Origin of the sequence: Lysinibacillus sp. FSL R7-0073, assembly GCF_038009065.1 — a bacterium.
Lineage (GTDB): Bacteria > Bacillota > Bacilli > Bacillales_A > Planococcaceae > Lysinibacillus > Lysinibacillus fusiformis.
Genome location: NZ_JBBPAS010000001.1, coordinates 3,841,838 through 3,854,909 on the forward strand (window position 1 = coordinate 3,841,838; position 13,072 = coordinate 3,854,909).

Annotated in this window: 16 protein-coding genes; 7 read left to right on the forward strand and 9 right to left on the reverse strand. The window is 37.2% G+C overall.

From position 1 onward, the window contains the following. Positions 1–22 precede the first annotated feature (22 nt). Positions 23–472, reverse strand: a complete 450-nt coding sequence (locus MKY88_RS19340) for an SACOL1771 family peroxiredoxin (protein WP_069482516.1) — start codon at positions 470–472, stop codon at positions 23–25. Between the two features lie 297 nt (positions 473–769). Here MKY88_RS19340 and MKY88_RS19345 point away from each other — a divergent pair, with 297 nt between their 5' ends. After that, positions 770–1,423, forward strand: a complete 654-nt coding sequence (locus tag MKY88_RS19345; protein WP_258270268.1) for a 3-ketosteroid-delta-1-dehydrogenase — start codon at positions 770–772, stop codon at positions 1,421–1,423. A gap of 60 nt (positions 1,424–1,483) precedes the next feature. Here the strand turns inward: MKY88_RS19345 and MKY88_RS19350 are convergent, their stop codons facing one another. Both MKY88_RS19350 and MKY88_RS19355 read right to left on the reverse strand, forming a co-directional pair. Beyond that, on the reverse strand, positions 1,484–3,097 hold the full coding sequence (locus MKY88_RS19350) for a GNAT family N-acetyltransferase (RefSeq protein WP_340814463.1): 1,614 nt from the start codon (positions 3,095–3,097) through the stop codon (positions 1,484–1,486). A gap of 136 nt (positions 3,098–3,233) precedes the next feature. Then, positions 3,234–4,922, reverse strand: a complete 1,689-nt coding sequence (locus tag MKY88_RS19355) for an FAD-dependent oxidoreductase (RefSeq protein ID WP_340814464.1) — start codon at positions 4,920–4,922, stop codon at positions 3,234–3,236. A 227-nt stretch (positions 4,923–5,149) separates the two neighbouring features. Between MKY88_RS19355 and MKY88_RS19360 the strand changes: the two genes are divergently transcribed. Then, the gene (locus tag MKY88_RS19360) at positions 5,150–5,836 is read left to right on the forward strand and encodes a ZIP family metal transporter (protein ID WP_232540775.1); all 687 of its coding nucleotides are present in this window, start codon (positions 5,150–5,152) and stop codon (positions 5,834–5,836) included. A gap of 210 nt (positions 5,837–6,046) precedes the next feature. Here MKY88_RS19360 and MKY88_RS19365 read toward each other — a convergent pair whose 3' ends face one another. After that, positions 6,047–6,286 carry an S-layer homology domain-containing protein gene (locus tag MKY88_RS19365; RefSeq protein ID WP_340814466.1) on the reverse strand — a complete coding sequence of 80 codons (240 nt, stop codon included), beginning with the start codon at positions 6,284–6,286 and terminating at the stop codon, positions 6,047–6,049. A gap of 477 nt (positions 6,287–6,763) precedes the next feature. On the opposite strand from MKY88_RS19365, the gene MKY88_RS19370 reads away from it, so the two are divergent. Continuing rightward, positions 6,764–7,663 (forward strand): 3-hydroxyacyl-CoA dehydrogenase, encoded by a 900-nt coding sequence (locus tag MKY88_RS19370; protein ID WP_193832975.1) that lies wholly within the window; start codon positions 6,764–6,766, stop codon positions 7,661–7,663. A gap of 51 nt (positions 7,664–7,714) precedes the next feature. On the opposite strand, the gene MKY88_RS19375 is transcribed toward MKY88_RS19370, so the two are convergent. Together MKY88_RS19375 and MKY88_RS19380 are read right to left on the reverse strand one after the other, a co-directional pair. Next, positions 7,715–7,912, reverse strand: a complete 198-nt coding sequence (locus tag MKY88_RS19375; protein WP_008179990.1) for a hypothetical protein — start codon at positions 7,910–7,912, stop codon at positions 7,715–7,717. Between the two features lie 3 nt (positions 7,913–7,915). After that, complete coding sequence (locus MKY88_RS19380) at positions 7,916–8,473, reverse strand: sigma-70 family RNA polymerase sigma factor (RefSeq protein ID WP_083244738.1); 558 nt, start codon at positions 8,471–8,473, stop codon at positions 7,916–7,918. Positions 8,474–8,639: 166 nt separating this feature from the next. On the opposite strand from MKY88_RS19380, the gene MKY88_RS19385 reads away from it, so the two are divergent. After that, entirely contained in the window at positions 8,640–8,795 is a 156-nt protein-coding gene (locus MKY88_RS19385) for a YvrJ family protein (RefSeq protein WP_083244739.1), read from the forward strand. 106 nt (positions 8,796–8,901) lie between these two features. Next, entirely contained in the window at positions 8,902–9,165 is a 264-nt protein-coding gene (locus MKY88_RS19390) for a hypothetical protein (RefSeq protein ID WP_291754677.1), read from the forward strand. A 29-nt stretch (positions 9,166–9,194) separates the two neighbouring features. On the opposite strand, the gene MKY88_RS19395 is transcribed toward MKY88_RS19390, so the two are convergent. Both MKY88_RS19395 and MKY88_RS19400 read right to left on the reverse strand, forming a co-directional pair. After that, positions 9,195–9,704, reverse strand: a complete 510-nt coding sequence (locus MKY88_RS19395; RefSeq protein ID WP_069482524.1) for a GNAT family N-acetyltransferase — start codon at positions 9,702–9,704, stop codon at positions 9,195–9,197. A 61-nt stretch (positions 9,705–9,765) separates the two neighbouring features. Continuing rightward, entirely contained in the window at positions 9,766–10,614 is an 849-nt protein-coding gene (locus MKY88_RS19400) for a pyridoxamine kinase (RefSeq protein WP_340814469.1), read from the reverse strand. A 175-nt stretch (positions 10,615–10,789) separates the two neighbouring features. Here MKY88_RS19400 and MKY88_RS19405 point away from each other — a divergent pair, with 175 nt between their 5' ends. Together MKY88_RS19405 and MKY88_RS19410 are read left to right on the forward strand one after the other, a co-directional pair. After that, positions 10,790–11,341: an ECF transporter S component gene (locus tag MKY88_RS19405; protein WP_069482526.1), complete on the forward strand. Its 552-nt coding sequence runs from the start codon at positions 10,790–10,792 to the stop codon at positions 11,339–11,341. Between the two features lie 141 nt (positions 11,342–11,482). After that, positions 11,483–11,923 (forward strand): cell wall hydrolase, encoded by a 441-nt coding sequence (locus MKY88_RS19410; RefSeq protein ID WP_025116607.1) that lies wholly within the window; start codon positions 11,483–11,485, stop codon positions 11,921–11,923. Between the two features lie 182 nt (positions 11,924–12,105). On the opposite strand, the gene MKY88_RS19415 is transcribed toward MKY88_RS19410, so the two are convergent. Next, positions 12,106–13,017 carry a hypothetical protein gene (locus tag MKY88_RS19415; protein ID WP_340814471.1) on the reverse strand — a complete coding sequence of 304 codons (912 nt, stop codon included), beginning with the start codon at positions 13,015–13,017 and terminating at the stop codon, positions 12,106–12,108. Positions 13,018–13,072 lie beyond the last annotated feature (55 nt).

The following is a 13,072-nucleotide window of genomic DNA, read 5'->3' on the forward strand; positions in this document are numbered from 1 at the left end:
CTGAATAACTCCATTTTTCTTATTATATGCACGCTCCTAAGATTTGGGCATCACATTCAATTACTACATTGCCTTTTAATGCTTTGCTAATCATACATGTTTGTTCCGCTTTTTGTGCGAAGCGAGCAATTTTTGTTTCAAGTTGTTCTGTTAAATTGGCAATTACTATTGTAGGCTTATGAACAATTTTTTCATAAGTAAACACACCATTTACTACACTGACATACCCTTCAGATTGCAGAGATAAATCGTGTACAGCCACTTCTGATCTTTCGAGAAGAGCAGCTAATGTAATTAAATAACAAGTCGCTGAAGCCCCTAATAACATTTCATCCGGATTTGTACCAATGCCTGGTCCATCCATCTCCTGAGGAATAGAAATTTGCGTTTTCAGATTGCTAGCATTGATAGCTCCCGTACCATTTCTTCCATCCGACCAAGTTAAGTCCATTGTAAATTTATGCTGAACCATTTTAAACCCTCCTTTACATATGTATGACTATGAAGAAAAATGCCCATTCTCCAAAGAAGACGAGCAGTTCTCCGTCAATAATGTTTAGCAAGACGCTTGAACGATAATAGCGCATCCACTTTCGATACTGCTGTCTATAACTCTACCACATTCTAAACGGTATGCTCGAAATAAGTGGATCGTTTTGAAATAGGAAAATTTTACTTCGCTAAACAAAAGATAACTATTATTTTACAAAAAACAATGTGACAAATTTTATGGTAGAATAGAATAAATAATTCTTTAGGAGATTTTAAAATGATTTTAACCAAGCAAGAAGCAATTCAGGCACTTAAAAAGAACAAATTTATCGGTTTTACTATTGCAACAGGTAATATTATTATGAAAAAGATGAATAAAACCGATTATAATATTTTTGTTTTTGAAGAAGGAAAAGAGAAGCCTTTACGTTATGTTGGCTCGATTATGAACGTTATGGCAACTATGAGTGATAAAGCATCGAATAAGGATTTTGTCATTGTAGAACAGCTTCCAACTCAAAATAACGTTGCTGAAACACAAGCATCAGAAAACGAAGTGACAGTCGAAGAGAAAGCTGTAGCATCAAAGGTAGAAGAAGTAGAAGTCGTTGATGAGACAGAAGAAGTTGTTGTAGCTGTTGATGAAACAGAAGAGAGTCGTGCTATTGCAGGCTATGAAGATCTATATAAAATGACGGTAAGTGGTCGCATTATTACGGTACGTGAAAATCGTCCATTAGCTCGTTGTAATGATGAATACGGCTTCCATATTGCACGACTTACAAAGGACGGAAAGGCTTCCAGTCATAATGTCTTTGAACTGTGGAAGCAAACATTCCCTGAATTAGAGCAAACTCAATTCAAAGGTGCTTTAAAAGCAAAATACGGGACAGGTTGTAAGCTAATCGATAAACCTGGTATCCATTTTTAATCTAATTCACTAAAATGTCTCAACAACAACCCTCAGTTGAAAACACTGAGGGTTTACTGTTTATAAATGAAATTCTTTTCGCCAATTGAACAACTTAACGATGTTAATTTGAGCCACTTTATGAAATCCAGCATGCATCAGCTTTCGTCGTCTGCGCCTCTCATACCATGGAACTAATGTACAGACGGATCGCCCTTCACTTTGCACTTCCACAACTATTGCCTCTAATAGCTGAGTGTCATATTCTCTGATGAAAGACATATTGGCGGATAGCTCATACGTATAGCCACTCTCCTCTTCGCGTGCTATTTGATCGTGCCTTCTATATACGATTTGATCTCCATCGCCAAAAAATTGATTTCCCTTATAAAAATGCGCTATATAAGCAGGCCGCTTATTCATTGTCATCATATCCTTCATTTGTAGCTCTTGAAAGGACCTATATCCTTGATCGTGTTTTTGCTCCGCGATATAGATGTCTACTATATAAATAGCTACGATTCGTTGAAGGGCTCCTTTTATTACTCGGAACCATTCTCTTATTCGAGCATGCTTTAGAAAATACAACAATTCCCCTAACCTGTCCCTCTTCCATTTCACAAGCTGGTGATTGTTTGTTAATTTCCCTTTTACTCGATCTCTTAATACCATCCATGACCGAATAAGGCGCTCAGTAGTGCCTTTCGTACTCATAATAAATTTTCGTGTAAAATCAATATCGGTATACCATTGAAACTTATAGGGCTCATAGCCACTACCAAAATCATAGTAACGGAAGCCTAAATCACGTGCCTTGAACATATTTTCCTTTTCTATTAAACTGCCGGGGCCAAACCTATTGAAATCAGGCTCATGACCCATAGCCTGACAAAAATTACGATCTCTACAGCATAAATCAATGGTAAAGCCAATCCAATGCCCTTCAAATTGCAAGCTATCAACCTCGACTCTAAATGCTTCATTAGAGACATCGGTCAAACGTTCATAAAACAATCGAGTCTGTGCTTCGGTAAATCTGCTTTTGTCCAATTTCTTGCGCCATCTTCGCTTAAAAAGCGTAAACATTTCTTGAAAATGACTGACGCCAACATCCTGAAAGTCAACGTGCCCAAGTAGTTTTAATTTCTTTTCATAACGCTTAATACTTTTAAACGTCTTACGATGCTTTTTCAAAAAATCATCAAGTGTCATTGATTGAAAATCTATAAATGACGTTACGGTTCGAAATATAGAATAAGGCATCTGGTATTCTATCGCATATTTCTCAAGCTCTTGGGAAGTATCTTTACTTTCAATTAGACCATGAAACACGAGCAAATAACGCTTGTATTTTTGCGTGAACACCTTCAATATATAATGAATAGCCCGCTCCAGCCATTGCTGCTCTGCTATCACTTCCATATAAGCCGCATACCCTTGTCCTAAAAAACCAAAGTGATGAATTTTACCGAATCCCACAGAATGAACTAACGGAAAAAATGCCACTGCCGTACCTTGATGTTCGACTATAAATATTTCTACATTATCATGTATACCAAGCGTTGCCCACCATGTCGTCACCCATTCGTATTCAATAAAAGGATTATTATTTTTTTCCCGTTCAAGTATATCTGACCAAGTACTTCGATAGGGCTCTAACGTTTTCATTGAAGTGATTATTTTATAATCTAGCAACGCACTGAATCGCTCCCTTTTTCGTTATCATCACCACTTATTCAGTAGCCACTATATTCCAAGCAAGCAAATATTAGAACAGTCCATCAACGTGAAACCCTCCCCATTCAATTGAATAGGAAGGGTTTCGTCCACACTATACCTTTAGAAGTGGTTCCTCTATTTTGTTTACAGCATTGGCCATATGTGTAGTCGCTACATAGCTAAGTGTCATGCCAGGTCCAATCGTTGCGCCTGGTCCAGGATAGGTTTCTCCCATAATAGACGCTGAGCAATTACCTGATGCATACAAGCCCTCTATTGGTTGACCATCCTTTTTCACAACACGAGCAAATTCATCCACTACTAATCCACCCTTTGTACCAATATCTCCAGGATAAAGACGCAAAGCATAAAATGGAGCTTTCTTGAACTCTGCTAAATTAGGGTTGGGTAATGTCGGGTCTCCGTAGTAATTATCATAAGCACTATCGCCCCGATAAAAATCATCATCATGCCCATTCTGTGCAAATATGTTAAAACGATCTACCGTTTCTACTAAGCTTTCTACTGGCACATTCATTTGCCTCGCAAGATCCTCAATCGTTTCGGCACTTTTCACGATCCCATGGTCATACCAGCTTTTCGGGAATGCTTGTCCGGGAAACAGACCTGTAAAAATATAACGGCTTTTAGCAGTAGCACCAATAAGAATCCATGAAGGTACAGCCTGTTTCGTCTCCTCCTGATGCTTGTACATTGTATCTACAAACTCATGATAAGGTGCTGCTTCATTGACAAAACGTTGCCCTGCACTATCTACAACCATCATATTTGGAACGCCCCGATCAGCCACAAGGAAGAATGGTTGTCCTTGTGGATCTATAACAGAAGGTGCTCCCCATACTTTATCCATTAAATCGAGGGTAGCTCCAATTTTCACACTAGGCTCAATGATATCCCCTGTTTGCCCCATAGGTGAAGAAGTCCACGCAGCATTAGTAGGAGCAGGCAAATATTTTTCACGCAGTGCCTGATTATGTGAAAAGCCACCTGATGACAAGACAACGCCTCGCTTTGCCTCTATCCGCTGCTCTTGTCCATCACGTTCAACTATCACACCAACAACTCTTCCATTATTCATGATGAAATCTATAAAAGCCGTTGATAACCAAAGCTCTCCATTTGCTTCGGCAAGTGATAATCGTAGACGTGCCACTAATGCTTCACCTAGCGCTACTAGTTTGCTCTTTGTTACCTTGGATTTCACTAAACGCATTCCTAATTTCAACGCAGTCGTTTTCCCTTTGAATGTTCGCGTAATCATATTGACCTTATGAAACTCGTAACTATTCATCGTAAAGCCTTTGGTGGATAGAGTTGCTCGACGCATATGATAGGCCAGTGAGCCCATTTTTGTTAAATCAAAAATAAGAGGTTCAATGGAGCGTCCCTGCGACAAACCGCCCAATTTTTCAGGATAATAATCGGAATAGCCTTTGGCATATCGGAAGCGCATATGATTCGTTTTATTGTATAAAAATCGCAACATTTCTGGCCCTCTTGTAATATAAGCTTCCTTTAACGCTTCAGGCACACGATCACCTATTGTGGAATCTAAATATTGGCGTGCAAGTTCATGTGTATCTGGGACACCTTCACCTTTAATAACATGATTATTGGGAATCCATAAGGCGCCACCAGAAATTGCAGAAGCACCACCGTAACGATCTGTTTTTTCAATCACTACTGATTTCAATCCTTGTAATTTTGCTGTTAAACCTGCTGTCAATCCCGCTGCTCCAGAGCCTACTACAACTACATCAAAACTTGCATCCCACTTCATTCAACCATTCCTCCCCTATGAGCTAAATCGATGAATATAATCTTCCTATTAAAAAGTATAGAATTAAACCAATTTTCAGTCAATTTAATATGTTCGCCATTTTCCTACATAAAGCTGGCATTCCATGTCAAGAAGTTTGCTACAAGCATATTCAACTTTACTTAGCATATATTTGGAAAAACGACTTTAAGTTTATGATGAGGCGGGGGATTTTACAGGTGAGTGCAATGATACTTGGTGGATTTCTATTTTTCAGTGTGAGCATTGGTGGCGCAATTGCCTGGATTTTCTCTAAGCTATTTCAACATACAACTCAAGGGCTGTCATTATTATGTGGAGGTTTTCTAGTAGGCTTACTCGTTCTAGATATCATTCCTTCTTCATTTCAAATCTATCAATCATTTGGAATTATACTAGGGATTTTTATTGGCTATTTCATTTTCCAACTATTAGATACTGTATTTCATGCTTCTCATGCGCAAAATCCCTCTGTCTCTCTACTAACCCTTGCCATGATTATTCATACCATACCGATTAGTCTTACTGTCGGCAATTTACTTGGCAATGCAGCACTAAGTATTTCTCTCACAGCCTCCATTATTCTTCACCATGTTCCTGAAGGTTTTGCCCTATCCACCGCACTCATTGCTCAAGGCGAAAGACTATGGAGACTTTTTATTTATTTCTTTATCTTTTCTATTTTTTTTAGTATTTTTATTTGGTTTGGGCAATATTGGGCCTTACCCGAAAAGGCACAGGGTATCTTAATGGGCATTTCTATAGGTTTGATTGCCACAGCCAGCATTTCTGAATTCATTTTGCATCAACTAAAGTATGTCTCGTTTAAATCATTTTTTATGTATCTCATTTTAGGCTATATGCTAAGCTATATTTTCCATACACTAGTTGAATAGGATACGAGTTGTAAAAGAAAAAATGACAAATAAAAAGCAATCCATCATCAAAAAGTGGATTGCTTTTTATTTTTATTCCTCGTCACTTAATTTCTTTAATGCAAGTGTAAGAATTTTTGAAAGCTTCTGCACGAATAAGATTTCCTTTCAGATTAAACTTACCATTCGTACCATTTAAAATGCCTAATTGCTGCAATATGCCAATAGCCTCTACTGTTTCCTTGTAACAGGTTTTTTTGGCTCAAACTTACTACCATCGAAAATATCAATTAAGCCATACTCTTCTAAAACTTGCCCATTTGGATTAAAAGTTGTGGCAGATGAGCCGTTAATAATATCCGCTTGATAGAGCAATTGAATAGAACTCTCCGCCCAATGTCCAATTGCATCCTTGAAATACCCACCTGGTTTTAACTCCACATCTGCACGGGCAAAAACTAGCAACATCATTTAAATCTGCGCACTAATTACATCCCATTTGTTTGCTGTATAGATTTCGCTCTTAAAGCCATTTCCAGTTTGGATAATTTTAATTTGAATTGCATTACCGATTCTCCTTTTGGATAAAGGTTTGTACCATCTTTATAAGATTGAAGAATTGCCTCTAGTGAAATTTTTACTTTATATTCGTATTCGTTGTGACGATTGTAACTTCATTATTTTCAAAGCCTACTTTAGATAGCAATACTATTATTGCTAAGACATGGACAGCTTAGTTGCTGTTCTTTTTTATTTCTACAGTTATGTTTAGTCGATATTGGGTACATACTTGAAAAGGAGGAATCCCACAAACTTTATATCATTATAATAATAGTAGCTATTATTTGATTTTCTATTACTTAAAGAAGTAGTATGGGATTGTAACGAAGGATTTTTTACATATCCACACTATTATATTAATGTAACAATTTCAAAGGAGGAATTTCGATGAATTATCAAAACATTACGGTCGCAGGTAGCGGCGTCTTAGGAAGTCAAATTGCTTATCAATCTGCTTTTAAAGGTTTTCAAGTAACCATTTACGATATTAACGACGAGGCGTTGAAAAATGCACAGGATCGCATTACAAAATTGAAACCACTTTATCAACAAGACTTAGGAGCTACACAAGAAGAAGTAGATGCTGCCTATGCTCGACTAACATTTAAAAGCGACTTAGCACAAGCTGTTGCCGATGCTGATCTTGTAATTGAAGCAATCCCTGAAGTTGTCCAAATTAAAACGGAATTTTATACGACCCTTGGCAAAGTAGCACCTGCAAAAACAATTTTTGCGACTAACTCCTCTACTTTATTACCTAGCCAATTTGCAGAAGCAACAGGCCGTCCTGAGAAGTTTTTAGCGCTACACTTTGCCAATACTATTTGGAAAAACAACACAGCTGAAATTATGAAACACCCAGGCACAGATATGAATGTATTCGATGAGGTTGTTGCATTTGCACGTGCAATCGGCATGGTTCCACTACCATTATATAAAGAGCAACCGGGCTATATTTTAAACTCCTTGCTCGTACCATTTTTAGATGCCGCTGAATCTTTATTAGTAAAAGAAGTGGCAGATCCAGAAACAATCGATAAAACATGGATGATCGGCACAGGCGCACCACTTGGCCCATTTGCCATCTTAGACATCGTTGGTATCAACACTGCTTATAATATTGTTGAAGCAAAAGCAACGGCTACTGGTGATGAAAACATGAAAAAGCTAGCCAACCTACTGAAAACAGAGTATATTGAAAAAGGTAAGCTTGGTCGTGCAACAGGAGAAGGATTCTACACATATCCAAACCCAAGCTTTGCTGAACCAGATTTCTTAAAAGGTTAATGAAGAAAGAGCAATTGTCCACAAACAAGGATAATTGCTCTTTTTTTTGGCTTATGTGAAGAAATCCCAAAAGCTAGGAGTATTGATGAATTCCTTAGTCGCAAGTTTTTCAATAATCTTTAATTTAATCTCCTGTTCCAAGTCTTCTCTTTCCTGATAGCTTGTCTGATGGAGACATTGTTTAATTTTAGGTGAAAAATTCTCAATGAATAGAAGTGACTCCTCATTATAGTTATTTTCCCTGTCCATCCGTTATCCCTCCTCTTTACGAAGCTTTTGTTGTAGTTTTTGTAATGCCTTTCGATGAAGATTCGATATATTTTGGGATGTTGTTTGTAATGCTTCAGCAATCGCCTTTATCGAATAATCTTTAATATAAATCATTTCTAAAATTTGAAGCTGCTTATCCGTTAAGCTCTTCAAGGATTGAAATAGCTCTTCATTTTCAACAGTATCTAGTAATCCTTCTTGAATGATTTCGTCCTTTCTCATCATCCCTGTCTCAAATAGTCCATCGTCTACAATTAATAAAAAACGGTCTTGCAGTCTTCTCCTTTTTTTATCAAAATCCAAGCTATAGAAATAAATTAAATTACTGACATATTTTATTTTTTGAACATTTATATAATGTAATTGAAACGTCTCATCAACCCTTTTCATATTACAATCGGTTGGATATAAAATCGCTTTTTCAACTAAATAAAGATTTTTAGCATTAGCCAAAAAGCTTTTGATAATTGGATTTTTTATCTGTTCCATATTCCTGTAAAAAAACTCTTCGATCTTGTAGTTATCGTTTTTCATCATCATCACTCCTATCTATCCGCCTTCTTGCTAAATAAAGTGACTATCATATATCTATTATAAACCAAAATAAGAACAAATGTTCCCGAAAATCAAATTCATATTGATTTTATTTAACTTAAAATCACTTTTACATACGTAAGACACAATATTGGTGGAGGAGGAAGATGTTATGCTAACACTCGAAAATATTCAAATGTGGATAAACCTAATTGGTAATTCAGGATTCCCAATTGCCATCACCATCTATCTCTTTGTGCGATTTGAAAAAAAAATCGAAAATTTAGAAGCTGTCATCATAAGAAGTTTAAATAAAAATGAGGAATAGTAAAAAAATACGGCAGCATCCTTTTAATGAATGCTGCCGTGTGATTTCGCATTGCTCGTGCATACAATATATGTAAAAATAAATATTTCTGTGATGGGAGGGGATTATGATTACTCACAATACAATGGTATCAGCCGATATAGCCATGACCATTTTTTTCATGCTAGGCATTACTTATAATTACTTTTATGATTCATTCCCCATTCAAATTGAATACTTGGGCAATCTTGTATTTTGGCTGATACTCCCATTATCAATCATTATTGTTGTGCTAAGCATATGGTTACTAAAAAAGAAAGTAAGCATGGTTAGCTCTTTATTAGCACTTTTTTTAGCGGTCATTACTATATTTATTTTATGGTTATATTGAAGTTCGCATACAAGCCTTTGAAGATTTGATTACTTCAAAGGCTTTACATATAGAACCATATAATCTTCATCAAAGCATTGCTGGTCTATTTTTAAAGCTCTCTTCTCTGTCCCAAATACTTGAAAACCTAATGATGTGTACAGTCCTTTTGCCGAATCATTAGAAGATACTACGGTTAAATTGATTTGCTCTACATCTGCTAATTGTTTTCCTTGATTGATTATTGCTTGCATTAAACGTTTACCTAAGCTAAGCCCTCGCTTTTTTGGAGACACATAAACGGCAAAAACACTCGCTTTATGCTTTAGCTTCATTTTGCTTTCCTGCACCAATGTAGCAACCCCAAACAATTCATCCTGATCAAATGCTCCAAAGGTAAAAGAACCTTGCGCTTCCAGTCTACTTGCAAACAACTCAAGCGTCATATCTTTTTCCTCTTCAAAGCTTGCACCAAATGCCTCAGGATTTGTTTGTAATCCCTCTAATCTTAATGTCCGATAAGACTCAGCATCTTGTGCTGTTAATAACCTAATTTCCATATATCTTCTCCCCCCATTTTTATTTATCGACTAACAACGTTTTGAAAACGGAAAAAAATTTCTAGAATAACATCCGTAAAAACTGTTCAAAATGCACGCCTGCCTCGCGAGGCACTTGCTCCTTGGAAGTCGCTTCAATAGCAGCCGCTAAAAACGTCTCTGCTAGCTTCATGGACTCCACTAAATCCTGCCCACGCATCATGCCGCCCATAATAACAGACGCAAATAAATCACCCGTGCCCGAGTAGCTTTCACCATTATAGTCACGAATACTATGGAAAGAACGGTTCGCATCGATAAACATATTCCCGACATAGCGCTTTCCCTCCACTACAGGTGGATTTAAGCCAGTAATAATGACATTTGCACCTGTGGTCAGTTGGAGCTGCTGCCCCGCTTCCTCTATTGCCTGAATATAATCTATTTCATGCTGATAGCTTTGCAACCTCTCAAACGACAAGCCTGTGAGCAAACAACATTCCGTAACATTAGGCGTAATAATATCTGCACACTTTACTAGCTCCTTCATCCGTTCCAGTAAGTCGCCCGTAAACATTTTATATACCTCACCATGATCGCCCATTACAGGATCAACTAGCAAGGTCGTATCCGTTGAGTGAAACACGCCTAAAAAACGGAAAATATTATCTATTTGCTCTTTACCTGTGACAAAGCCCGTGTGAATACCGTCAAAGCTAGCCCCAAGTTTGCTCCACTCATCCACAAAGTAGTCCATCTTTGAGGTTAAATCCTCACAATAAAAGCTGGAATACCCTGTTTGTGCCGTTAGAATGGCAGTTGGCAATGGCACAGCCTGCGCGCCCATCACAGATAATACAGGCATTGCAGCCGTTAGCGAGCATTTCCCAAAGGATGACATATCCTGAATTACAGCCACTTTTTTCATCATACATTCCACCTAACTCATCCTGATTATACTCACCTCATCGTATCACAATTAGAAAGATGCGAAAATATCCTCCAACTGACCTCTAACTATTTTATAAAATTGACACTTTTATAACAGTCAGTCCTTTGCTAAAGTAAAAATCATCAAAATATTCATCATAGTGAGGAAGATAAAGATGCAAAATATACAAAGATCATCTTATACAAGACCACGCACGAAAACATTTGATTTAGTCATTACAGCCATTTTAGCGGCACTTGTTTTCGTTGCTACCATGTTTATTAATCTTAAACTACCATTTGGTCAAGGTGGACTAATTCACTTAGGGACATCGATGCTGTTCATCTCAGCCATTTTATTTGGACCAAAAAAAGGAGCACTTGCGGGAGCCATCGGAATGGGCTTATTCGATATCGTAGGGGGCTGGTTAATTTGGGCACCCACTACTATTATTTCACGCGCATTACAGGGCTTTATCGTTGGTAAAATTGCCTGGTCAAAAGGATATAAAGGCGACCATATTGGTTTAAACATTTTAGGGGCTGTAGTATCCATGCCCGTAATGATTGCCGTCTATTACATTGGGCAAGCGATTATGTTCAATAGCTGGATTGCACCGTTAGCATCCATTCCTGGTGATGTTATTCAAAACATTGTTGGCCTAATTATCGCTATCCCCGTATGTGTCGTACTGAAAAAAACACCCTATTTCAAAAGGAATTTTTAATAAAAACACGCCATCTTGCTCCTTTATTTTGCAGCACGAATGGCGTGTTTTCTTTGCTTATAAATAGAAAAACAGGTGATTTTCAGGATAAAGTGAAATTCGTCTCGATCATTTTCATACTATATGGTGGAGGTGGTAAAAATGCCAAGAGTAAAATACCGTGATGCAGACGTTGCTTTAATGGCAAGGATGATGCGAGCTGAGGCTGAAGGTGAAGGACAGCAAGGTATGTTGTACGTGGGCAATGTGATTGTCAATCGAGCTGTCGCATCTTGCTTGGACTTCAATGATGTGAGAACTATCGAGCAAGTCATTTATCAAGTACAAGGGGGAAACTATTCGTTTGAAGCCGTTCAAAAAGGCAATATGTTTTACCAACGTGCAAGGGAAACGGAAAAAAGATTAGCCAAACAGAACTTAGACTTCTGGCGTCAGCACCCAGCCAAATACGCCCTTTGGTACTTCAACCCATATGCCCCATGTCCCCCAACATGGTACGGTCAACCATTTACAGGTCAATTTAAAAACCATTGCTTCTATGAACCTGCACCAGATACTTGTGAAAGTGTTTATATGGGGTAGCTCGTAAATTCTATTAGTTGGCATAGCGTTTTTTAATTTAATAACCACTCGACTAACTACTAGCAAGATTATGTCACTGTATGATACTGCAGGAAAAGAAATAAAAGGGAACATCTAAGGTCCAGATGTTCCCTCATACATTTACAGATAATATAGAGTAGTGACACTAAAAAAATAATTATTTAATCTTGGAAACTTGTTAATATTCCATCTTCAAAATAAAGGTATTGTCCATTTCCATACACCCATTGTTCATAAGTTCCATATTCTGTTACAGTTCTATTCACATCATAAGGTTCACCCCAAAGTGATGCTAATACTTCCTCGTAGGTCATTCCAAGCGAAGGATTACTCCCTCTAGCGCTTTCAATTTTTTCTTTTCTTTCTTTTTCTGCATTAGATATTCTTTCCATAGTAAATAAATTATTTCGGTATTCTCTTTCTATCCAATTCCAATCGTCTAGAGATATTGGTCCAAATGTTAATGGACTGGCATATGAGGTATTTGTAATTCCTGCTACTATTTCCTCTCTCATTCTCCCATGATATTCAGGGTCAACAGCTAGTGCTAAAGCTCCCGATGCCTCATAGGAATTCTGATCAGTTTGTAAATATTGAGCATACTTATACATCGCTGAAAAATCGGCATTATCTTCTAGCCCTTTTGCATGATCATATAATTCTTGTACTTTTTGGAAGTCATTATTTCTAACTGCTTGTTCCATTTCATCTAATCGTAACTCTTTTTCTTGTTCTACAAATTTTACAACTTTAGTCCAATCATCACGATTCAAGTTGATTCTCATTCTGTTATATTTCGAATCCAAGAATTCAAAATTTTTTTCTTGGATTAATTGGTCTACAAATTTAGTGCCTACTGCTCTTACTTTATCAGTTTCTGATTCTGATAAATCGATTGTTTCCATTTTAATTAAAAGGTCCTCATACTTTTTTTCTTTCAGAAGTGTTTCTAATGTTAAAATTTCTGCCTCAATTTTGCTTTCATTATCTTCTTTTACAGTTTTTTCACCACTACATGCTGATAAAATTAATAGCAATCCAATTCCGATAGTAAAATGTTTAACTTTTATCACTGTTAATAACTCCTTTTCGCTGTACTCAATATGTATAATTCATTTACTAAAAACT